Consider the following 23824-nt stretch of genomic DNA (forward strand, 5'->3'; position numbering starts at 1 on the left):
ATGAAGAAAGTTCCTTTTCAAGCAGTTGCGCCCATACTCAAACACTTTGAACTGTCTGATGACGTGGTTGAAACGGTCGATCCAGCGTTGTCGCCTGAGCAGTTGGTTACGCATCTTCTTAAGTTGGAAGCCAATATTGATCTCGCCAATTTTTGGGCACATGCATTGCCAATGCGAGAGTCTATTTGGTGGGCGTGTATTGGCGTTAGCAAGCGAACAGAGGTATTGAAACCACTTGAAAAACAAGTGCTTGATGCATCTCTTGCATGGGTGAAAAACCCTACAGAACCGCTCAGAAGACAAATTGAAGTTTTGATTGAAAAACTTCCGAATGAAAGCGCTTCAAAGTGGCTTGGTATGGCGGTTTTTTGGAGCGGATCGGGCAGTATCGCTCCAATTGATAACCCGATTGTTATGCCTGCCGAATTTTTGTATGCAAAAGCAGTAGGAGGAGCGGTCAACACCGCCGCTGCGCTGCCTGAATGGGACGGCTATAAGTTGTTTTATAAAGACGTTTTTCGCTCTGCAATGGATTTGGCGAACGGCGGAACGGGAACAGTTGAAGGTTAATAGGGGAACAAAATGCCTTGTGCAGCACGTTTGACAGATATGCATACATGTCCAATGCAGACACCTGCGGTACCGCCGATTCCACATGTTGGAGGGCCAATAGTAAGCCCCGGTGCGCCGACGGTACTGATATGCAAAATGCCTGCGGCAAAAATGGGAGATATGTGTGTCTGCGTAGGTCCTCCAGACAGCATTATTAAGGGAAGTGCGACGGTATTGGTGAGTAAAATGCCTGCTGCGCGAATGGGAGATACGACTGCACACGGTGGATCCATTGTCATTGGGGCGCCAACGGTACAGATCGGTGGATAATAAAGTAGATTAGAGGTAAACAAAGATGCCAATTAAATACACCCGTGGAGAAATAGTCTCACAAACCACTTTAACCCCACCAACTGATCCTCGTGGGCAAATTGATGAGCTTTTGGAGCAAGCCGCTTTGGCAAACGCGAAGTTGCAAGAGTTTATGCGAAAGTTGAGCAATAACGTTAAAAACGAACAAGGTAAAGCGATTGCTTATAAGCGGGCACCTCTAAAAACGAAGCAACGAGTAGCGGAAAAGTGCGGTATTGATTTAGCTAATCCTGCCAATGACAAATCGGGCATGAAGTCTCCATTTGAAGTTAAAGACATTGCCCGAGCAACGATTGTCTTTACGACAGTGGCTCAAATGCTGGCGTTTCGTGATTACATCTACCATTGCGAAGAATACTCGTCGCTCAAGTCAAAGCAGAGTCCTGCGGTTAAAGACCTTTGGGCGAAGGGAATAGAAGACGAGTATAAAGATATCAAATTCTTCCTTAAGGTCATGATTAAGTATAAAGGTCACGATATCCCTCACATCGTAGAGTTACAGTTGAACGTTAGCCAAATGTCCCGTGGCAAAGCATATGGTCATGCGTTTTACAATTTATCTCGACTTGCAGAAAAAGAGGGAAAGAATGTTTTTTTACCGAGTGATGTGGCATGCACGATTGTTGTACCAACTAAGATCACAGGCAAAACAGGCAATAAATTAAGAACGGCGATTACCCAATGTCGCAGTTTAGCGCAGGGTGATCAAGAAATAATGCTAGCGACGAACATCCTTTCTAAAATGCTCCAGAAGAACTTGAAAATGGCTCAGGATGTGAAAAAAGGCGCAGACGATGATAATAGCGGTTCTGCTAATTCATCGAGTCCGGCAGCGGCTGCAGCTCCTGCCCCTTCTTCTCCTGCAAACCCTTATGACTATGTGAATAGTGCTAAACCATTGACGATCAAATGTGGTCCGTACAATGCGAAAAAGGCTGAGCAGCAAGACTCGGGACCAGCACAAGCTTGGGCGATTTCACGATTATCTAGTTTTGTATGGAGCCACTTTACGGCTTGTCAGGCTAAGCCAGGTGTGACGGGAACGGCTGCTAACATTCATGCTAACTAGATGCTCTGTTTCTTCGAGGAACTGTAATGTTTGACGATTTAATACATCCTATATCCGACGATCAACCTAGCGGTGAATATCTTAAAGATAATCGCACTTTGTACCGTGGGTATCGCAATGCGTTCAATATGGCGCAGTCATCGTTTCGACAGTTAGTAGAAACCCCAGATGCCGTAGAAGATGCAGAAGCTGTAAACGCAAACTCGGAGAACTGGGGAAACTTAGCCGACGAATGTAAAAAATGTCTCAAAGAAACGTCAAAAGACGTAGAGATGTTTTCATGGTTTACCGTTTCACAATTGTTCTCAAACGATCCATTTAACGGGTTAGCAGGCGCATTAACGGCATTTGAAAAGGTCGTTGAGTCTAATTGGGATACGTTACAGCCTACGTTGCCTGAAAAAAAGCGTAAAGGGGAAACTGACGAGGCTCAGGCAAAAGAAATTGCAGAGTTTCGAGTTAAGCCGTTGTTGCAATTGGTAGGCGACACAGCAGAAAGTGGCCTTCTATATATGCCATTGCAAATGTTGCCGCTAGTAGGAGAAACCGACTACGGCGTATTTTTTAAGGCGGAGAAATCAGGCGGACTAAATCTCTTAAAAGAAGCCGCTGTCGCCGCAATGGCAGATGAACGTTCAGTAGTAGAAGAACGCATTCTTGCATTAGGTGAAGCGATGGAAGCGCTCATTAAGCTTGAGAAAACGCTGTCTGAAAAGTGTTTCGCGGTTGGCGCTCAATCTATCAGCTTCCGCTTTGTAAAGGATTCTATTGAGCGTCTACTCAATGCAATTAAATACATGGTCGGCGATCAATTTGCACGTTGGCCTTTGGATCCTGAGCCGGAAGAAGTGCCTGTACCGGAAACGAACACGATACAAGCAACTGATGAAATGCCAATGTCAGTGGCCGATCTATCCACTGGTGCAGCGCAACCTGTAGCACAAAATGGCGCGCCAATGGGCGTACCTGTAGCGGCATTTTCCAGCGCGGGTGCGGTTGCATCCAGAGAACAGGCGTTATCGCAATTGCAAAGTATCGCGGATTACTTTTTAGAAACAGAGCCGCACAGCCCAATTTATTTATTGCTTAAGCGCGCGATCAGGTGGGGAGGGATGTCTTTGCCCGAATTGCTTGCCGAATTGGTCGGAGACAACGGATCTGTGCACCAGCGTATTGAACAACTTGCAGGTTTGGAAAGTGCCGAGCACGAATCCAATATCAAACCTACGGCTATGTCGACAGTCGGCGCCGTTTCACATGCAACAGCTGCGGCACCAAGTGCAGTAGCGACAGCATCGAAACCGGCAGAACCTTCTATACCGACGATGCCAGTGGAAGAGAAAAAAGAAGAGAATTCAACATCGACAGACAGCGGCACGAGCAGCGGTCTGTCTGCAATTGAATGGTAGTTATTTTAACGTGCAAAAGTCATTTAACGACATATTAACTAAAGTAAAGGGGTAATATCATGGCTTCTATCTACATGCGAATTGATGGATTAAACGACATCAAAGGTGCTGCAACAATAGGCGAGATCGGTGGTAAAAAAGGCTTTTTTGCAATCGATACTATGCACTGGGGCGCAAACCGTGGTGTGAGTGTTGATGTAGGTAATGCAAACAACGCTGACAAAGGCATGGTGTCTTTGGATGCGATCGGTGTGTCTCGTCTTTCCGATGGCGCATCTCCACATTTGACAACCTTTCTATTTGCTCCAGGCGCAGAAGGTAAAACAGTAGAAATCCTATTGACTAAACCTTCACGTGACGGTTCAGGTGCGGATCCTTATCTAGTTCTTACACTAGAAAAAGCACGTATCGCAAGTTACAACATTGCAGGTTCTGACGGCAACCTACCATCAGAAGATTTGACTTTGACCTACACTACTTTAACGAAAGTTTACTATCAGGAAGGCGACGGCGGCAAAATCGAAAAAGGCGATACCGTTAAGTTCGACTGTACTACAGGTAAGCTTGAGTCAAAAGCGAAATAAACTAGATAGCGAGGAGAAGCAACGTGGCCTTAAATTCGCAGCATAAACGTGTCAGTAAAAACCGTGTAAGCATCACTTATGATGTAGAAACAAATGGCGCAGTTGAAAACAAAGAACTGCCATTTGTTATGGGTGTTATAGGGGATTTTTCTGCACACAAAGAAGATCGTGAAGAGTTGGAGGATCGTACCTTCTATCAGATCGATAAAGACAATTTTGATACGGTTCTTAACCGAGTTGGACCGGAACTTAAATTAAAAGTTGATAATACTTTATCGGATGATGGCAGCCAGTTTGAGGCGGCATTGTCTTTCTCTTCAATGAAAGATTTTGAACCAGACTCTTTGATCGAACAAGTGGACCCTTTGAAGAAACTGGCAGAGACTCGTCAGCAACTAAAGACACTGCTTTCTAAGGCAGACCGCTCACGCGATCTTGAGAAGCTTTTGAAAGAAGTGCTGCAAAGCGCGGACCAAATCAACGCATTGTCTAGCGAGCTTGGCATCGAGAAAGGAGAATAAACATGAGTGCAGAATTAGAAAATCAAACAGGTGCTGAGGCAGAAGCGGGTTCCGCAAGTCTGTTGGATCGTGCGATTGCTGCGACGACTCAAACTCCTGCTGACACGACTAAAGAACTGTTTTCAGTTTTAGCAGAGCAAGCGTTAGACGGTACGGTTACTTGGGATAAGAACGTAACCAAGACGATCGAAAATGCGATTGCAGAAATCGACAAGCAAATGTCGAAGCAACTTTCAGCGATCATGCAGCAAGATGAGTTCCAGAGTTTAGAAGGTTCTTGGCGCGGTCTAAACAAGCTTGTTAAAGAAAGTGAAACAGGCAGAACGCTGAAAATCAAACTGGTAGATTTCAGCAAAGATGAGTTGCTTGAGCAATTTGAAGATGCGCCTGCTGTTGATCGCAGTCCTTTGTTTGATGCTTTGTACCAAAAAGAGTTCGGCACCGCAGGTGGTGAGCCTTACGGAGCATTGATTGGAGATTACACTTTCTCTCATCAAGATGAAGATGTTGCTTTGTTGCGTTACATGGGTGAAACCGCTGCTGCGAGTCACGCGCCTTTTGTCGCTGCTGCCAACCCACAAATGTTTGAATTCGATTCGTTCGAAACATTTGATGAAGGCAAACCTGTTGCGGCGGGTTTTGATTCCCCAGCATACGCTTCATGGAATGCATTTAGAGAAAGCGATGATTCTCGTTATGTAGTGCTTACACTTCCTCAAACACTTTCTCGCTTGCCATACGGCGCGAAAGGCTTGGGCACAGAGGCATTTGATTACGAAGAGCTTGCTGTTGATTCCGACGGTAATCCAAAACCGAAAGACAACTCTGAGTTAGTTTGGTCAAACGCTGCTTATGATCTAGGTCTTAAGATGAACCAAGCGTTTACTGCTTACGGTTGGTGTACTGCAATCCGTGGCCTTGAAAACGGCGGTAAGGTTGAAAACCTTCCTAACCTAACTTACAAGTCTTTAGCGGGTGACCTGCAACAGCAATGTCCAGTTGAGGTGAACTTGACTGATGAGCGTGAGAAAGAGCTTAGTGATCTTGGATTCATGCCTTTAGTACATTACAAGAATACGAACTATGGCGTTTTCATCGGCAGCCAGACAACTCAAAAACCAAAAGTGTTTGCAGACCCAGATGCAACTGGTAATGCTGCGATTTCTGCGCGTTTACCGTACATCATGGCAAGCAGCCGTATTGCTCATTATTTGAAAGTAATGGGTCGTGACATGTTAGGTTCTAACTTGGAAGCGAATGACATTCAGAAAGATCTACAAACTTGGATTGATCAATATACGAATTCAGGTGCGGTAGGTAATTCCGAACGTTCTAAGACACCATTGTGTGAGTCGCAAATCCAAGTTGTAGAGCAACCTGGTCGCCCAGGTGCATACTCGGCTGTTGCACATCTTCGCCCATGGCTACAAATGGAAGAATTGACAACTTCTGTTCGTATGGTAACGAAGATTCCTGGTTAATAGTGTATTAGCTGGATGTTTAAAGATGGGTGAGAGTATGCTGAGCTTGCAGTTGCAATCAGATTTGTGTGATCTCGATACCAAAGAGCAAGGCTTTTTAGAAAAGGCATTGCTGCTTTTGGTTAAGCTGGATCCACAGATTTTGCTGAATCGCGACACGCTATTTGCGGCCGTGTCTCGGCTGATTGCCGAGATCGATACGCGCGTTTCGTCGCAAGTGTCAAAGCTGCTTCATCACCCTGAATTTAAACAATTGGAAGCTGCGTGGCGAGGTGTCGAAGCGTTGACATCTTTGCCCGTTAGCGACCAAAAAAACCGAGTTAAGATTTTAGATTTATCTTGGCATGACCTTTCGTATGAGCTCAATAATGCGCTGACGATACGTCGCTCTTATTTATACAACTTGATTGGTAACAAAGAGCTAAATACGCCCGGAGGTCAGCCGTTTGGCATGATCGTAGTCGATCATGCATTATCCACCGATTTAGACAGTGATTTCGACGACCTATACACGGCAGAGTTATTGGCTAACCTTGGTGATTTGTGTCTTTGCCCTTTTATTTTATCGCCCGCAGACGACTTTTTTGGTGAAGAAGGGGCTGATTGGGCATCAGATACACGTCGTGTCAAAAAAATTCTAGAAGGGCCTGATTTTGTTGCGTGGCAGCATTTAAGGAAGCAGTCGGTATCTCGTTTTCTCGGCGTTACTTTGCCTAAGGTAAAAATGAGAACGGAGTACGCGCCTCAGCCGTTTTCTGGAATTATGTTTACCGAAGATGAGGAGTATAAACCGGGTCTTTGGGGGAACTCAGCATTTCTGTTTGCCTCGATTGCGATGCGGGAGTTTAACCGTATTAACTGGTTTGGCTTTATGAAATCTCGGTGGCAAGACAAGTATTACGGTGCATTAGTGAATGTACCGCCGAATGGCATGGGGTCGTTTGCAACCCTATCACCGTGTCCGGACATTCGTATCATTACGGATATGGGTAACTTTTATTCCGATCAGGGGTTCATTCCTCTTTGCCACAGTTTGACCACAGATAAGTACTTTTTCCGTGGAAATAATTCAATTTGGAATCATTCTAAAGACGACGCTGAAGCGGTAATGGGGCAGATCCAAACCACACTTATGATTTGTCGTATCGCCCATTATTTGAAGGTTCAAATTCGTGGCATGATTGGTAATTTCCAGACCGCAGAAGAGTGTGAAAACTTTTTAAATAACTGGCTGGATCGGTACTCTAGTAATCTTTTTAATGCTGATGAAGCAACCTTGGCAAAATATCCATTGAGCAGAGGCCGAGTAGAGGTAAAAGAAATCGAAGGGCAGCAAGGGCGTTATACTTGTGATGTTTTAGTTCAGCCTCAGTATCAGTTTGATAATGTATGTGGTGAGGTGCTCTTGTCCACAGATTTGGGTTCAGAAACCTCTGGATATGGACATATTGGAGGCCGAGCATGAGCTTCTGGGGAACCTTCATCGACAAAGGTGCTAGCAATGATTCATTGTTAGAATCGATTCGTTATCAGCTTACCTCATTGCTTAACTCTGAAGCGCCAATGCGTTTTTTACCTGAAGGTTTTTCGGAGGTCGCTGCGTCTAATTTCAGTTTTGGCCTCGACAGTGCCCATAGTATAAGCAGTCAAATTAATCACGATCAGTTTGCGCGTTCACTTGAGAAGTGGATTCGAACGTTTGAACCTCGCCTTACTGATGTCAGTGTGTTCATAGAAGAAAGCGACCCTACCAAAAATATTATGAGTTTCTCTTTGATGGCAAAAGTAGACACCGGTGCTGGTAGCCATGTCTTCTTATTTGACTCGAACATCAGTCTTTCAAATCAGGTCGCCAATATGGAGGGGCAGGAAGTTGTCTGATCAGCTCCTAAGTTATTTCGAACGAGAGCTCGCTTATGTACGGCGCGCATTGGATTCATTCGGTAATGAATTCCCAGATCATGCCGCTTCAATGCGACTTAACCAAACGGGACAAGAAGATCCAAATATTGGCCGTTTGATTGATGCAATGGCTTTGCTTACCGCGAAGACGGAAAAACGTCTAGACGAGCAATTACCGGATGTTTTACAAGATTTGTTTAATGTTTTGTACCCGGGCTATCTACAAATCGTTCCAAGTTATACCCCGCTAACAGTAACACTTGGCGATGATCCCATTACGGAACGTGTCGTGTTACCAAAAGGGTCAGAATCCGCACTTATGGTTAAAGAGGCAGAATGTCTTTTTACGCTCGTAGATGATTTGATTATTGAACCTTTCGTCATCAAAGATATTCAGGCGGAATCTGCGCCTTTTAATTTTCCTACTCCTAAAACGGTACGACGAGCAGAATCTGTTGTTCAAGTGACGCTCAATTGCAGTGATCCCAGTGTACTTTTTTCTCAATTGGGGTTGGCATCAGCATCTAAACAAAAGAGCGGGCATTTTGATTTTTATGTTCGAGGGTTTGAAAGCAGTTCCCGGGGGCTAATTGATTTGCTGCTTCTGAACACAGAAGCGATATCTTTGTTCGATGGAAACGGAAATCAAGTTGATATTGATCCAGCGCGTTTGGTATCACGCGCAGCTGATCCGCAGTTTAGTTGGCTTCCTGATCACGGAAATCATCAAATCGGTTTCGATCTATTACGAGAATATTTTGCCTACCCAGACAAAGCCGCATACATCAGATTAGAAAACCTGTGTGAGGAGTTGTCGCGATTCCATTCGAATACCGTGACGTTGAATTTCTTTGTGCAGCAATTGCCAGTGGAGTATCTGCGGCTGTTCAATCAACAGGTGTTTCTATTGAACACTGCCCCAGCGGTGAATCTATACCCGCAGCGTGGCGAACCTGTTCGTTATGACTTTACTAAACTGTCCATTCCGGTTGTGGCTGATTCGCAGTCCAATAATGAATTAACCGTGGTGTCGGTTGAGAAAGTCAGCGAAGTGTTACCAACTGGAGAAGTGCCTCTTAGTCCAATATATGAAGGCGGTTATTGGTTCGATGATCGAGCACCCAAGTGGCAAGTTCGCCAGTTTTGGGATGAGAAAGGCCGTAGGCTGATGGATTTATCCGTTAGCTATGGCTCAGAGGTTACAACTCAGGATGCGGTTGTATTGTCTATGTCTCTCAATGTTTGTAATGGCCGTTTACCGTGTTTAGTGCCAAGTTACTCACACGCTGAGTCGTATGCCGCGGTGGATATTCCTGGAGAGCTAAAAAACGTCCGTACACCAACAGCGCCCCAATACCCTGCACTCGACAACCAGCTTGGTTGGCGATTTATTGCGATGTTGAATGCAAACTTCTCCAGTCTGACTCAGGCTGATGACCCGACGAGAGCGTTACAAGATGTGTTGCGTTTGAGTACTCATAGCGTTCAGTGCAAGGTTGCTGATTCCATAAAAGATGTTCGCTATAAGCATTTGGTTGCACCAATCACCATAGATCGACAGAGCATTTTTGCGTCGGGCACACAAGTAACGGTGTTGATTGATGATGAACTGTTAGGGGCGGATTTTGCGGTTGTTAGTAATGTTCTAAATGGTTTTTATCAGCAATATTGTAGCTTTGACCGTTTTATGCAGGTCAATGTGGAGCGGTTCGGAAGCGATGTTCCAGGTGTCGAGTTTGAAAAATGTCACGGGAGTCAGTTATGTCTGTGACAACGAGACTTTTGGAGCACCCACATAAGTTTAACTTTGCTCAGGCTGTTCGGATATTAACGACGCTAACGGACAGTAAAGGGATGACGCTTCGTCTTCAATCTGATCCGATGCCTCACGGCGCTCCGACCGATATTACGTCGATAGAGCAAAACGGAAAAGATCTAAATATCAAGCTAGGGCTTGAGGCGCTTTCGGGTTGTAAAGGGGTTATCCCCGACTATCTGTATGCCGAGCTATTAAACAGCTTGCATCAAGATGATGAGGCTCTACAACGTTTTTTAGATGTGTTTAATCAGCGTTACTTTGAGTTGCTCGCATTCGTTGAGAGTTCCGCTAGCCTCTTGCTTAGAGAAGAGCGCGAGGTTGCTATGGGGCGAGCACTAAATCGTTTAACACAACAAAGTGCGTTGACCCATTTGTTTTCATTGCCACGCCAAAAACAAGAAGGCAAAGATCCAAGTTTGATCCGCTACGGCTTGGCCTTAGCAAATAAAAGCCGCAGTTTATCGGGTTTAAAGCGTTTGTTATGCGACTACTTTTCTCTGGATATCAGGCCACAGGCAATCGCTTCGAAGTTGTATCGAATTAACCCCGCTTTTCAAACCAGAATAGGCGCTCAATTAGGGCAAAATAACAAGTTGGGTCATGGTGTACTGCTGGGTAAAAATGGGGCTCAAGCTTATAAAACATTAGAGGTGTGCATTACGCCTCGTTCTAGAAAAGAATATTTAGGGTTATTAAATAACCGACACTTTTCTAAGTCTTTACAGACATTGGCGCTCTCTTATTTGAGAGAAAGCGTCACTACCAAAATCTATTTATATGTAAAACGAGAATACATCGATGCGCCTGTCTTATCGTCTGGCGTTTTTTCGTCGGGTCATCACTCGTTCCGTTTGGGAGAGACTAATTGTCTCGCACCGGAGCGTCGTGTAGCCGAATATCGCAAAATACTATTACAATCGGAGAATGGCTAATGTCACAGGTAAAGTTAGGGAATCTTGTCGGGAAATTAGAACCTGAACTAAAAAACGCACTTGAAGAAGCGGCGGGATCAGCAATGAAACAAACCGTGCCTGCGATAGAAGTCGAGCACTGGTTTATTCAACTGATTGCAAATAAAGAACCCAATCTGAATGCTTTTTTCCAACGACAGAAAATTGATCTAAACGGTTTATTAACTGAGCTTACTGCACGCGTTGAACGCCTTGCCAAAGGGGCTACAGGCCAACCTACAATCAGTGCAGCCGTTAGTGAAGCGATGGAAGAAGCGTGGCTCATCGCTTCTGTTAATTACGGTCATGGTCAAATTACGAGTTTGCATTTGCTTCAAGCTCTGATTCAAGCTGACACCTTCGGTATGAAGAAACTTGCTTTAGAATCGCTTCAGAACGTGTCCACCGAGGCATTGTCTGCACACACTGCTCAACTTAAAGTAGCAGGTGTTTCGAGTACTTCGTCAGCGGCGGCTGGAAGCACGGAAGGCGCTTCAGTGGCACCTGTTGCAGGCGGTGCGTTAGACAAATACACAGTCAACCTTACTCAACAAGCGCGTGATGGCAAAATTGACCCAATCTCAGGTCGAAACAGTGAAGTTCGCTTAGCGATCGATATTTTGTGCCGTAAGCGACAAAATAATCCAATATTAGTGGGTGAGCCTGGGGTTGGTAAAACAGCGGTAGTAGAAGGCTTGGCGCTTCGAATTGTCGAAGGTGAAGTGCCTCCTGTCATTCAAGGTGTAGAAATTCATTCACTTGATCTTGGTCTTCTCCAAGCGGGCGCTAGCATTAAAGGAGAGTTTGAGAACCGTCTTAAGGACGTTATCAACGAAGTGAAGAGCTCCGAAACGCCAATAATCGTGTTTATAGACGAAGCGCATACGCTGATTGGCGCAGGGGGCGCTGCGGGTCAAAACGATGCGGCAAACTTATTAAAACCAGCACTAGCGCGCGGAGAGTTCCGCTCCATTGCTGCAACAACGTGGGCTGAATACAAAAAGTATTTTGAGAAAGATCCTGCATTAACCCGTCGTTTTCAAGTGGTTAAAGTTGAAGAGCCTGATGCTGAAGATGCGTTGCAAATGCTACGCGGTGTTGCTGCATCATTACGAAAACACCACGGTGTTTTTATACGTGAAGATGCGCTCGAAGCGGCGGTACACTTATCTATTCGTTATCTTCCAGCTCGTCAATTGCCAGATAAAGCGATTAGCCTTTTGGACACCTCATGCGCTCGAATCGCGCTAACTCAAGGCGCAAAACCTGAAAAAGTAGAGCAGCTAGAACAACAAATTCGCTATTTAAACAGCGAACTGGCGGCATTTGAAGTTGAAGATGCCGTCTTGACAGATCAAGCAGAAGATCGCGATGCTTTGCGTGACAGTATTTCGGAAAAAGAAGCGGCGCTTGCGTTGTTGATGACGCGCTGGGAAAAGGAAAAAACGCTTGTTGATGAGATCACTGCATTAAGCGAAGACATTGAATCGAACCTCAAAGACGGTGCGGATGCGAGCAAACAGGCCGCTCTTCAAACGAAAATGGATGACTTGTCCACACTACAAGGCGACGATCCACTCGTGTTTGCATTGGTTGATAGCCAAGTCATTGCCTCAGTCATTGAAAGTTGGACAGGGATTCCTGCAGGCAACATGGTGAAAGGTGAGGTTGCAGAGCTATTGTCTCTTGAAGATGCTTTGCATAAGCGTGTTATTGGACAAAAAGCGGGTATCAGTGAACTTGCTAAGAGCATCCGCATTTCTCGTGCTGGCTTAACGGACAGTCGAAAACCGGTTGGTGTTTTCTTAATGTGTGGCCCAAGTGGTGTGGGTAAAACCGAAACTGCCATGGCTCTTGCTGATGAAGTGTTTGGCGGTGGGGATAACTTGACGGTTATCAACATGACTGAGTTTAAAGAAGAGCATAAAATCTCTATGTTATTGGGATCGCCCGCCGGATATGTCGGGTTTGGTGAAGGTGGCGTATTAACGGAAGCAATTCGTCGTAATCCATATTCTGTCTTATTGTTGGACGAAATGGAAAAAGCCCATCCGGGTGTGCATGATTTGTTTTATCAAATTTTTGATAAAGGCCATATTAAAGACAGCGAAGGTCGTACCGTTGACTTTAAAAATACCATTATAGTGATGACATCAAACGCGGCTGATCAAGCAATCTGTGATATTTGTGATGCGGCAGATGAGCGCCCTGATAATGAAGAGCTTGTTGAAGAAATTCGTCCAGCGCTTCAGCAATACTTTAAACCCGCATTTCTTGGACGAGCGACAATCGTGCCTTACTATCCATTAAATGCAGAAGAACTCGGTAAAATAACGGAAATCAGTTTGAACCGAATTGCTAAGAAACTAAACGAAAAATACAAAGCGGAATTCACCTGGGACGAAGCATTTATCGAGTTCGTTGTTTCGCGTAATACAGACCCGACTACGGGTGGGCGTGCTATCGAGCAAATAATAAACCGTTCGCTCATGCCTAGATTAGCAGAACAGTGTATTCAGCGATTGAGTGAAGGGCTGCCGATCGAAAAAGTGTCTGTGACCATCGCGCCGATGACCGCCGATTTGTCACTTCACATAGAATAATGAGGTACTTGTGTTAGTTTGCAAACATTCTGTCAAAGTAACGTTAGAGCGAGCCGCATGTGCGGCTCTGCTTCTCCTTGTTTGTGGCTTTACTGTTGCCCAAGACAGAGTGAAGCTAGCGACGCAAATTTGGACTCCTTACCAGACCGTTGATCAAAATGGCACGATTGGCGGCGTTGCTGTCGATCGTGTTAAATGTACGATGCAGAAAATGGGTCGACCTTATGAAATCCATGTGATGCGTTGGGATAAAGCGCAACTAATGGTCGAAACAGGGCACATGGATGGGTTCTTTTCTGGCTCAACAAACAGTCAACGAGCGACGTACGCAACGCCATCGTCGCCCGTGGTGTCTGAGTACCTTGCATGGTTTATTGCGCCCAGTGTTACTCAAGACTTAGACGACGAAACCTCGAAATACAATTTGCGCTATGGTGCAAAATTCAATACCAGTAAATGGTTGTTTCTAAAGAGACAAGGGTACAATGTCATCAAGAAACCTCGCGATGCAGACGCATTGTTACAAATGCTTTGGCAGGGGGATTTAGACGTGGCATACGAATACGAATTGGTATTTGAAGATTCATTAAAAAAAGCCGGTATTCCTTTAGATTACTTCAAAAAAGTAAGACTGAAGAAGCAAGATCTTATGATGCACTTTTCAAAGAATTTTTTATCTGAGACGCCTAATTTTTTAGAACGTTTTAATGCGTCTTTAGAGAAGTGCTTGTAGGTTTTGAGCTAAGTACTTTCGTTACGTCCTCTCCTAGATGAGGATTATAAATAAAGGACAAAGAGAAACTTTATGACTGTTAGCTTTCAGCTGATTGAATTACCAGATAACGAGCAGGTTGCGAGTCGGCAGGTGTCCGTACCTGATTCAGGTGGCACGATTGGTCGATCGTTTGAATGCACGATACAGCTTCCCGACTTTGGCAGAACGCTTTCCCGAGTGCATGCAGAAGTGCTGCCTCATCCAAAAGGCGGGTATCAAATTGTCGACAGAAGTACGAATGGGGTGTTTGTAAACGACATTCTGCTTGGCAAAGGGGAAGCGCAGCGCCTGAGTGATGGCGATAACGTTCGTATGGGGGCGTACACTCTCTTGTTCAGCGACATGGAGTCGTTATTTGCCTTAGATATGGACGACGTTTCTGTTTCTAAGCCCGTGAAAGACGAACGTCAAAGTGATCAGGATTCCATGTCGTCTCCGTTTAACTTGGACGAAGTCTTAAATGATAAAAACGATGCCACATTAGGTATTGAGCACGCACTCTCGGGACAAAACGCGACGAATGAAAGCGTAATACAAAAAGAGAAAGAAACCTTTTCAGCTGACAATGTGCTGGGAGAAGATGTTTACGGCTATGACCCTTTTGAAGATGAAGAGCGGTGGGCAATGGAACAGCCTCAAGACTCAGATGAGGATTTGGATGATATTGTTTTAATTGAGGATTCTGAACTTAAAAATAATGAAACCATGTCGACTCCATCTAACCGGTCTTTGGCGGTGACAGAAAGTGCGCAGGTGGCGGCGTTAGAAAACAGTATCAGTCGCTTGAATAGCATTATTGAGCAACAACAACGAACGCTATCGACTTCTGTGGATCGTGAAAGCTTAGTCGCGTGTATTGAATCGACATTGGATAAGTTTTTAGATGATCTGAACCCAGAACAGCTCGAAGATGAATTTAATGATTATATCTCTGGGTGGGGAAAGAAAGATAAAAAGTATTGGTCGCTGTATAAGAAACAATTTAATCGTAAAAAAGAACGGCGAGAATTCTATCGCCAGTTCTCAGCATTGCTGTTTGAAGAGTTGAGAGATAAACGATGAAGACGCTATCGATGATTAGATTGTCTATTTTTAGCAGCCTTATAGGCTTCGTTTTGATGGGGTGCAGTTCAACAAGCAATAGTGCGTTTCAACCTGTATTGAATATAGAAGTAAATATTGAAGCGACGAACGACATCAATGTGTTTGATGATGGTGATGCAAGGCCGGTTATCTTACGAATATACCAGCTCAATGATGCAGGCAATTTTGATAAGGCGAGTTTTACCAGCCTATACAGCGACGATCAGACTGTTCTTGCAGACTCCCTTATTGACTCTAAGCGCTTGTCCGCAGTGCTTCCAGGGGAAAAGCGAACGATTATGTTGGACGTTCAACAGCAAGCAAAATTTTTGGCAATTTTTGCTGAATTTTCAAATTATGAGACAGCCACCGCAAAGTCATCGGTCGCGTTGGTTGAAGACCCAGAAAGTTACCCTGTTTTTATTGCCATCACGCATGACAAAGTTGAAATCACTCAACCTGTCAAAGAGTCGTGGTGGAAGTTTTAAGGATTTAAGGAGCGCCATTTGAAACATCACAGCAAGGTTGTTTGGAAGGAGGGTATGTTCATAGCCCCCCAGCATTTTCAACAACAAGAGCGCCATATTACGCAATACATCCAAAAGTGCATTTCTTTGACTTCTGAAGGTCGGAGTTTTGGTGTTTCTATTTTGGACATTGAGCATAACTATTTAAAGCTGGGTAAGTTCAGTGTGACTCATTGCAGTGGCGTGTTCCCAGATGGAACGCTATTTGATAGTTCAAAAGAACTGTTAGTTGAAATCCCAGAAGGCACGATTAACAAACGTATTTTTCTTGGGCTTCCACTCGCGGTCGAAGGTGAGAATGAGTATGGCGAGGCGTCAGAGCAGCGTCGCTTCGCGTTGGGGAATGTTAGCCTTTTTGATTCAAGTGATGAAAGCCAAAGTGCGATCGAAGCTCAAGTCGCTGACCCAAATATTCGTTTAGTCATTGAAGGGGAAGATGTTACAGGCTTAGCACTCTTGCCCATTGCGCGCATATTAGAGCGTCGCGAAGATGTTAATGTGGTACTGGATAAAAGCTTTATTCCTACCTGCCTGCAATACGGTGCTTCTCAGCTTTTAAAAGAGCGTATTAAAGAGCTTTATATTCTGACTGAGGCTCGGGCGCAAAGTGTTGTGCAGCGTATTGGTGTGGGTCAGCAGACGAAAAGTGATCTTAGCTTGATGCGTGAGTTCCTATGGCTGCAAACTCTAAATCGCTGGATTCCGTGGTTGCATCTTACGTTAGAACAACCCGAAACGCGTATTGAAGCGCTATATGAAGGGTTACTTGCCTTTTCTGGTGAACTAGAGAGTTTCAAACCTGCTGTTGTTGAAGCTCCGAAACCGCTAAACCGAGACGATTTAAAAAGTGTTTTTGGGGGGCTTTTTTCGGAACTTCGTGAAAAACTCTCTATGGTTCAGAGCGACAGTGTGACGGAGTTCTCATGGGATGAAAATCTCTTTGAGCGTCGTCGGTTGTTGCGTTTATCTATTCCAAATTTAAATCAAATGGATGGCCGTCGTTTCGTTATTTCTGTGCAATCGTCAATGGGGACGACAACGCTAAGCCAAGTATTTCCAAGCGCGTGTACGCTAAGTGGTCTGTCTCATATTGCGGATTTGGTACGAAATAGCCAATCCGGTGTTGGCATTCATTTGTTGCCCGTTGCCCCCAGTGAGTTAAAAGCGCAAGCAGACGTGGCCTACTTCGAAATTGACACTGCTCATGAATATTGGGTGCAGTTAAAAGCAAAACGTGAACCGATAGCATTGCACGTAGACAGTCGTGTCCCAGACTTATCTATCAAGCTATATGCGTTAGGCTAAAGGCAAAATACGACTATGAAAGAACTGTTAGACGAAGAAACGCTCGCCATTGCTTCCGATAGTCAACAAATCGATGCCGACTTAGCGGGTGCATCGGTGCGTTTGAGTAACGTTAATGCGTTGAAAAACCATGCTCGTTACAGTATTGCTCAACAGAATGGACAACTGTTTGAAAACAGTCTCCTTAAAGCTGGCTCAGAGCTACTGTCATTGACTATTTCAGTGAAAAGGATGCAGTGCCCAACAGACATGTTTGCCTTCCGTTCCGGCATAAAAAGCGCATTAACAGATCTTAAATACAAAGTGGCAAAGTTGGATTACCCGCCTTCTGTTGCGGATAAGGCGTGTTTTCTCTTTGCTGTTATGTTGGATGAGCAAATTCTTCATTCGTCTTGGGGTGAGTCTTCCGGTTGGGAAAATCAAACCATTGTCAGCGAATTGTTTGGTATAAAAAACGGTGGCGAGCAGTTCTATGTGGTTGCAGAGCGAGCGTTACTGCAGCCCGTTCTCTTAGTTGATTTGCTTGAGCTTATTTACATCATGTTGAAGATGGGGTTCCGCGGTCGCTATCGTGCAAACGGAAAAGATCAACTAGATGCATTGATGAAACGGATTGAAGAGTCTGTATTTGCGCAAGGACGTTCTTTTTCTGATGCCGAGCGATTACCTCTTCTAGTGTCAGATATTGCTGAATCCCCAAAATTTATTAAGCCGAAGAAGCCTGTTAGATTGTGGCGATCGTTCGCTTACTTTGCTGTAGTAGTGTGTGCAACATGGTTGGGAACGTTTTATTGGTATGACATTACCTCGCCTCAACGAGCTCAACCTTTTATTCAGCTAGCCGATTACACTAAACCCTATTATGGGCAGGTAAGTGCTCAAGATACGGAATACGTCTATTACAGCACACCAGAAGAAATGCAAACGGCACAATCCTCGCTTGGCAACCAAGGTAACGTGCAATCGGATGAGGCCACAAGTTCGAATACGACATGGATTGTACAACTCGCAACCTTCAATAATATTGGTGATGCGCAGCGGTTCGTAGGTCAGTACAAGCGTGAGCTGCCGAACGCAACGATTGAAGCGTGGAAAGGGCAGTTCCGAGTCATCAGTGAGAATAATACTAAGATATTAGCTGCACGAAGATTGAACGCCGCTCGTGCCGCCGGTATTTCAGATGCATTTATGTTAAATGGGAAGCAGTAGGCCTTAAACATGACAGGAAAGAAAAAAAACATAGCAATTGCTTCAAGTTTGGGTCTAGTCACGAGTCTGATAAGCGCGGGAGTATTTTGGTTACTCGGCTGGATTGCGCTTACACCTTTATGGCTAATATTGGCAGAAGTCGCAGTCTTTCTATTTGTTACGATGCTTATAAGTTACTTAGTCTATCGTTACCTCGCACGCCCAAAAATTGACGAAGATGAAAAACAAAAAGAAGATTGGCGAGATAGAATTGTCAAAGCGCGTCTTGCCCAAGTTCAAAAAAAGCACAGCCGTCTTTCAACCAATCCATATTTTGTACCATGGTATGTGCATCTTTCTCCTGACGTATCTGAAGATCAGCTATGGCTTCAGCAAATGGGCTTTGAAAGCATCGAGTCATCAGAGCCGGTTCCTGACGATTTACTCGCTTTGCGCTTTTGGGTGTCGGATGAATCCGTCTTAATATCTCTAGATCTAAGTTATGGACACGATGTCGTTGTCGCAAGTTTAGAAGTGTTATATCGACACGTTTTAAAAAGGCGTGCACGTCAGGCGTTTAACGGCGTGATTTGTTCCGTGAGTTTAAACAGTCTCATTAATCAAAGTGAAATTGGCGTAAATGATCTGAGCCAGCGTTATCGTGCCATATTGGCCGATCTTAATACGCGTACAGGATTGGCCTTACCTGCTTATTGCATCTTTACGCAGATGTCGAGTGTTCGAGATTTCTGTGAGCTTTTTTCAACGTTGGATGAAAGTGAACGCGAAAAAGCGTTTGGTTCGTTACATGCACTTTCGGATGCCAGTGGTTACGACAAATCATGGTTTGATAGTTCATTTGATGATTTACTCGCTCGTCTGTCCGTTACGTTAAGTGAATCTCTAAAGCGCCAATTAAATGCAGATTATCGAGAATCTTCGGTATCAGGTGTGTTCCAATTGTCGGCGTTGCGGTATGACATCGAAGATTTTCTGTCACTGACCTTTAGTCAGCATCAGTTTGATGATATCGAACTTAAATTTCGTGGGTACTTTTTCATTAATGCTGGTGGCGAAACGACGTCCACGGATATTCTTACCTTTATGCACGCCTCGGATTTGGGGTTTGAATCCTTAGAAGGGGCACACGGGAAAAATACAAGTTTAAGCCTCTTCAGCAAAAGTGTGTTTAAACACTACATTGTCAAAGAGTCGTCTTTGGTTGGTGTGCATAAGAAAAAAGAGTGGCGTTATCGTACGGTAAAGTTGGGTGTGAGTGTTGGTTTACTCGCATTGTTTGCAGGCTTTGTCTGGCTTTTAAAAGCCAATTACGATTATCAATCGGTGATAGACAGTAAATCCTTGGTCATGCTTGAACGCTATAAAGATAACCTCAAGCGTGATGTGATTGTTCGAGATGATCTTTCTTCGCCAATATTCAGTTTGTCTGAATTAAGAGAAATTAACGAACTGTATCAAACCGATCAGCAACCTTGGTATGTGTCTAAGTGGCTACCGGATTCAAGCATTGAGCAATATGTACATCAGTCTTATTACTATGAGTTGAATGAAGTGCTTTTGACGCTCATGCGCGACTACATATTGAAAGATATGTTTGTTTATAACTCGCTTGATGACAAAGTAAAAACGCTGGAATTGCTGAATTTCCATCAGATTTTATACAACACCAATCGAACGAATGTGGGTGCTTTAATTAATTATTATATCTCTGCGCTGGAAGAAGAAGGTGAGGGAGATGCGGATTTAATTGGCCGTTTCAAACTGCTGGCTCAGGATGTATTGAACTCTGGCGCCGTACCGCCAGAAGCGGACTCTGAACTGTTGGCATTGGTTCGTTCTTCATTGTCGTCGCAAGATCTCAGTGAGTTACTGTACCAACATATTTTACAGCACCCTGAGTTTGCTCGCCGAATTGATGTGAGAGAGCAATTGAACCCATCGTTTACGGAAGTGTTTACGTTCAAGCCTGGCTTTACAGGTTACCTTGTTCCGTATTTGTTCACTCGACGTGGCTTTGAAGACTTGTATGCCGAAACTGGCTTTGAATTAGCGACAGAAGCGATTCAAGCATATGAAGGGGTGATGGGGCGAATCAGTGGCGATGCCGAGCTGAATCGAATCAATCGTCAACTTCGAGAACGTTATATCACCGATTACATCCATTATTGGAAAGACATCACTTCCAATGTGACATGGACAAGTGTCTCATCATGGGGTGACAGTCAAATCCAACTTGAACTGACGACGGATGCGGTCTTTTCCCCAATTACTCAGTTTTACAATTTAATTCACACGCACACTCATTTGGTCACCAAAGGCCCCGAAGCGGATAAAAAAGAGGCAACACAAGCCGCTGATGACGAAGAACAAGAAAGTTCGGAAGAGGCTTCTTTGAACAATACCATCGCGAGAACTGCGGCTTCGATTGGTGCGCCATTTTTAGCGTTACATAAATTGGTTGAGCCGAATAAAGAAGGGCAAACTCGCCTTGATATTGCACTGAATCAGCTGCGTCAAACTCAAGGTTGGGTGGCAAAATCAAAAGAAATAAAAAATCGAGGCAGCTATTTCCTTGAGCAATTAACGAATGCTGATTCGAGCAATGTATTGGCGCAGTTAGAGGATTTAGCAGACGATTATAATGATCCCATTATGCCTTTCTTGCTTAAAGGGCAGGCGCGTACAGTTAATCGACTGGCACTGAATTCGATGAGGTCGGTTATAAATGACGACTGGGCAGCACTTGCTAAATATTATCAACAAAGGTTTTCGGGTCGATACCCTTTTAATCGTTCGTCAATATACGATACGTCCTTGGCGGATTTTGAAGATTACTTTAAGCCAAATGGGATGTTAGATACCTTCCATACAAAATACCAAATTTACTTTGAGCAAGTTGGAGCGAACAGTACGTTATTAAAAGGTTTTATTCCTCATCAATATACTTCGCTATCGTCAAATTATGCGCCATTTTTGGCAACGGCAAAGCGCTTTCAGAATGGGCTATTTACCCAATCAAAACTGGGTTTTGAGTTCTTTATAAGAGCGGAGCAAATGTCTCCAAATTTAACACGTTTTGGATTAGAGTCTGGTGCACGCTTGTTTGAGTATCAAAATGGGCCGCTCTTTTGGCGTGAACAAAGCTGGCCGATCCCGAGTAATCAAACCCAAGACATATCTATTGTTACTTCGGAGCAAAGTGGTTCTGGCACAAGAGAAAAAGTAACGGGAGAGTGGAGCTGGTTCCGGATTGCAAGCTTAATGAAAGGTGCCAGCATGGTCGGTACGGACGATGTCTCTTGGCGTTATGTATTTGGAGATAGTTACACCAACCTTAGGATCAAATCAAAAGGCGGCAGTCAGCCGTTTTCTCCGAGATTCTTTGAGGCGGCCTCACCTCCAAATTTATTATGACCGCATTTCTTGATGAAATAGAGGCACTGTTCCCACAGAGCAAGATAGAAACAATTGGGACACGTTGTTTCCTAGTTAAATCTAAAGGCGCTTCCGACCTAGAGCAAAACGAGGTTCGGGTTAAGTTAGCGGTATCTCCTATTGAGATACAATGTCTTCAACGGGAAGCATTATGGCTGCACCGACTTCGACACAGTCCATTGTGTGTGCAGCACAGCTGTTCGCTAGAGCGTCACGGTCCTCTTATGATCTTGACAACCAATCATGTTCAAGGAATCAGTGTCGACCATTTATTACGCAGCGCTGATATTACGCCAGAGCAACGTAAAAATGTCATTGAGCAGTTACTTACGTTGCTCGACGGACTCAGTGAAGAGGGCATCGTACATGGCGATATTAAGCTCAGTAACCTTATTCTGAGTAAAAAAAGCGTGCTGTCGCTGGTCGATTTTGCAAACACTCGACGCGTTGGCGAACCTCTTTCAGAACGAGGGATTCTACAAGTGACTCCCTGCTATCAATACCCCAAAGCGATGACAGAAGCGCATCCATACTTAGATGTTTACGCAGCACTTTTATGCATTTGTGTACTCGGCAATAAAAATGCAGATAGCTTAGAGGAAGGTTTGAGTGCTTTATCTTATTTGAGTGCGTTTTTTCTGCAAAGTGATGCGTTAAAGTGGCTGGCGTTGGGACTAGAAACAGAACACAGAGTTAGTCACCTTTACAGTAGCATTGCGGATGATCTTAAACGAATGGGACACATACAAAACGAGAAAGACAGTACGATGAGCTTTACTAACGAGGTTCTTGATTCTTCCTCTGTACTAGGACGCGTAGGATGAAATTCTGGGACGAACGTTCTGTTTTCCAAAAACTCATGATTATACTTTTGAGTTCTACATTGGTGCTGGTGGGGGCGATGCTCATATTGGCGCGTTGGAGTTATGAACAGGGATTTTTCGATTACACAAATGCTTTGGAGCAGACTCGTCTTCAACGACTAGAGCCTAAATTGATTGCATTGTATGAAGAATACGATCTCGATATTTATGCATTGCCGAACGAGAAAGTTGCGGACATTATTACTCGTTTCCCTGGCCGACCTGTAAACTCAAAAGGTCCTTTACCTCCAAATCGAGCTCGTATCTTACCTGGCCAAAGAGCAAAACCGCCGACAGCTCTCTTTGATTTGAACGGCAATTTTTTGGCCGGTGCTCAACAGCTTATTAATCCTAATCGGCAATTTGTAACAGTGGACGTTCACTACCGTGGAGAAGTGATTGCGAGATTAGCGAGCATTCCTTCGCGCCACTTTAATTCTCCCTTGGAAACTCAGGTTTCTAAGACTCAATGGGAAAGGAGTATCCTAGTTGGCGTGTTGAGTATTGGTGCAGCCGTGCTCTTGTCATTCATTGTATCGCTCATCATCTTAAAGCCCATACGCAGAATAATTAATGCGATTGGAAGCATATCAAAGGGCAATTACAATGTGCGATTAAAAGAGAGCTCGAAGGATGAGCTTGGCTCATTGATGAGAGACGTAGATTACCTAGCATACACTTTGCACAGCACTCAATGGTCTCGTAAGCAATGGCTAGCGAACATATCTCATGATATGAGAACGCCTCTGACGGTGCTGACCGGAGAAATTCAAGCGATTAAAGATGGCATACGTGAATTCGATCTCGAAAGACTCCGCTCTATTGAGCAAGAAGTAAATCATCTTCGAAAATTCACCGAAGACATTTACGAACTTTCTCTATCCGATATTGGTGGGCTTCGTTATGAATTTAAGCCAGTAGACTTGTATGAGATAGTTTCAAATTGTGTCGACTCTTTACGGTTAAAGGCTGAGAAAAACGGCCTGACGCTTACATTAGTCGGAAAACCTGTGATAATCTCTGGCGATCATTCTCGTTTGTTGCAATTGTGTAAAAATATAATTTGCAACTCGATAGACTATACAGAGTCTCCGGGATTGATCGAAGTGTCTGTCTACTGGAACGAAGAAAAAGCCGTTTTATGTGTCAGTGATTCTCCTCCTAGTGTTTCCAAAGGAAGTTGTAGACACCTTTTTGATCCGTTATATCGAGAGGACAGCTCGCGCAGTCGAGTTAAAAAAGGAGGAGGGCTAGGTTTGGCGATTTGTAAAAATATTGTTGATGCCCATAAGGGAACGATCACTGCACAACGTTCACAGTACGACGGATTGAAAATAATAGCCGAATTACCAAAAACGGATTAAA

20 protein-coding genes are annotated in these 23824 nt (G+C 44.4%); all 20 read left to right on the plus strand.

Going from position 1 to position 23824, the window contains the following annotated elements:
* The 20 genes from DFP79_RS08120 to DFP79_RS08215 all read left to right on the plus strand — a co-directional run bounded on the left by DFP79_RS08120 (nucleotide 1) and on the right by DFP79_RS08215 (nucleotide 23823).
* The gene (locus tag DFP79_RS08120) at nucleotides 1-570 is read left to right on the plus strand and encodes a DUF6931 family protein (protein ID WP_243730232.1); all 570 of its coding nucleotides are present in this window, start codon (nucleotides 1-3) and stop codon (nucleotides 568-570) included.
* A gap of 12 nt (nucleotides 571-582) precedes the next feature.
* On the plus strand, nucleotides 583-882 hold the full coding sequence (locus DFP79_RS08125) for a PAAR domain-containing protein (RefSeq protein WP_133503434.1): 300 nt from the start codon (nucleotides 583-585) through the stop codon (nucleotides 880-882).
* A gap of 25 nt (nucleotides 883-907) precedes the next feature.
* Complete coding sequence (locus DFP79_RS08130) at nucleotides 908-1993, plus strand: hypothetical protein (protein WP_133503435.1); 1086 nt, start codon at nucleotides 908-910, stop codon at nucleotides 1991-1993.
* 26 nt (nucleotides 1994-2019) lie between these two features.
* Nucleotides 2020-3402, plus strand: coding sequence for a type VI secretion system protein TssA (locus DFP79_RS08135; RefSeq protein ID WP_133503436.1), 1383 nt, complete (start codon nucleotides 2020-2022; stop codon nucleotides 3400-3402).
* A 59-nt stretch (nucleotides 3403-3461) separates the two neighbouring features.
* Nucleotides 3462-3986: a type VI secretion system tube protein Hcp gene (locus DFP79_RS08140; RefSeq protein ID WP_133503437.1), complete on the plus strand. Its 525-nt coding sequence runs from the start codon at nucleotides 3462-3464 to the stop codon at nucleotides 3984-3986.
* 23 nt (nucleotides 3987-4009) lie between these two features.
* Nucleotides 4010-4507, plus strand: a complete 498-nt coding sequence (tssB, locus tag DFP79_RS08145) for a type VI secretion system contractile sheath small subunit (protein WP_013659961.1) — start codon at nucleotides 4010-4012, stop codon at nucleotides 4505-4507.
* 2 nt (nucleotides 4508-4509) lie between these two features.
* Nucleotides 4510-5988, plus strand: a complete 1479-nt coding sequence (tssC, locus tag DFP79_RS08150) for a type VI secretion system contractile sheath large subunit (protein ID WP_133503438.1) — start codon at nucleotides 4510-4512, stop codon at nucleotides 5986-5988.
* Nucleotides 5989-6025: 37 nt separating this feature from the next.
* Nucleotides 6026-7453 (plus strand): type VI secretion system contractile sheath large subunit, encoded by a 1428-nt coding sequence (locus tag DFP79_RS08155; protein ID WP_166637677.1) that lies wholly within the window; start codon nucleotides 6026-6028, stop codon nucleotides 7451-7453.
* Nucleotides 7450-7869: a type VI secretion system baseplate subunit TssE gene (tssE, locus tag DFP79_RS08160; protein WP_133503441.1), complete on the plus strand. Its 420-nt coding sequence runs from the start codon at nucleotides 7450-7452 to the stop codon at nucleotides 7867-7869. The genes DFP79_RS08155 and tssE overlap by 4 nt, the downstream gene beginning before the upstream one ends.
* On the plus strand, nucleotides 7862-9661 hold the full coding sequence (tssF, locus tag DFP79_RS08165) for a type VI secretion system baseplate subunit TssF (RefSeq protein ID WP_133503442.1): 1800 nt from the start codon (nucleotides 7862-7864) through the stop codon (nucleotides 9659-9661). Before tssE ends, tssF begins: the two co-directional genes overlap by 8 nt.
* A complete protein-coding gene (locus DFP79_RS08170) occupies nucleotides 9652-10641 on the plus strand; it encodes a type VI secretion system baseplate subunit TssG (RefSeq protein ID WP_133503443.1) in 990 nt (329 codons plus the stop codon). The genes tssF and DFP79_RS08170 overlap by 10 nt, the downstream gene beginning before the upstream one ends.
* On the plus strand, nucleotides 10641-13262 hold the full coding sequence (gene tssH, locus DFP79_RS08175; RefSeq protein ID WP_133503444.1) for a type VI secretion system ATPase TssH: 2622 nt from the start codon (nucleotides 10641-10643) through the stop codon (nucleotides 13260-13262). Before DFP79_RS08170 ends, tssH begins: the two co-directional genes overlap by 1 nt.
* 10 nt (nucleotides 13263-13272) lie before the next feature.
* The gene (locus tag DFP79_RS08180; protein ID WP_133503445.1) at nucleotides 13273-13995 is read left to right on the plus strand and encodes a substrate-binding periplasmic protein; all 723 of its coding nucleotides are present in this window, start codon (nucleotides 13273-13275) and stop codon (nucleotides 13993-13995) included.
* A gap of 72 nt (nucleotides 13996-14067) precedes the next feature.
* Nucleotides 14068-15099 (plus strand): FHA domain-containing protein, encoded by a 1032-nt coding sequence (locus DFP79_RS08185; RefSeq protein ID WP_133503447.1) that lies wholly within the window; start codon nucleotides 14068-14070, stop codon nucleotides 15097-15099.
* Complete coding sequence (tssJ, locus tag DFP79_RS08190; RefSeq protein ID WP_243730233.1) at nucleotides 15096-15608, plus strand: type VI secretion system lipoprotein TssJ; 513 nt, start codon at nucleotides 15096-15098, stop codon at nucleotides 15606-15608. The genes DFP79_RS08185 and tssJ overlap by 4 nt, the downstream gene beginning before the upstream one ends.
* 18 nt (nucleotides 15609-15626) lie before the next feature.
* On the plus strand, nucleotides 15627-16952 hold the full coding sequence (gene tssK, locus DFP79_RS08195; protein WP_133503448.1) for a type VI secretion system baseplate subunit TssK: 1326 nt from the start codon (nucleotides 15627-15629) through the stop codon (nucleotides 16950-16952).
* 15 nt (nucleotides 16953-16967) lie between these two features.
* On the plus strand, nucleotides 16968-18161 hold the full coding sequence (gene icmH, locus DFP79_RS08200) for a type IVB secretion system protein IcmH/DotU (protein WP_133503449.1): 1194 nt from the start codon (nucleotides 16968-16970) through the stop codon (nucleotides 18159-18161).
* A gap of 9 nt (nucleotides 18162-18170) precedes the next feature.
* A complete protein-coding gene (locus DFP79_RS08205; protein WP_133503451.1) occupies nucleotides 18171-21575 on the plus strand; it encodes a type VI secretion protein IcmF/TssM N-terminal domain-containing protein in 3405 nt (1134 codons plus the stop codon).
* Nucleotides 21572-22420 carry a protein kinase domain-containing protein gene (locus tag DFP79_RS08210; protein WP_133503452.1) on the plus strand — a complete coding sequence of 283 codons (849 nt, stop codon included), beginning with the start codon at nucleotides 21572-21574 and terminating at the stop codon, nucleotides 22418-22420. Before DFP79_RS08205 ends, DFP79_RS08210 begins: the two co-directional genes overlap by 4 nt.
* The gene (locus DFP79_RS08215) at nucleotides 22417-23823 is read left to right on the plus strand and encodes an ATP-binding protein (protein WP_133503453.1); all 1407 of its coding nucleotides are present in this window, start codon (nucleotides 22417-22419) and stop codon (nucleotides 23821-23823) included. The genes DFP79_RS08210 and DFP79_RS08215 overlap by 4 nt, the downstream gene beginning before the upstream one ends.
* Nucleotide 23824 lies beyond the last annotated feature (1 nt).

The organism is Marinomonas balearica (assembly GCF_004362145.1).
Taxonomy (GTDB): domain Bacteria; phylum Pseudomonadota; class Gammaproteobacteria; order Pseudomonadales; family Marinomonadaceae; genus Marinomonas; species Marinomonas balearica.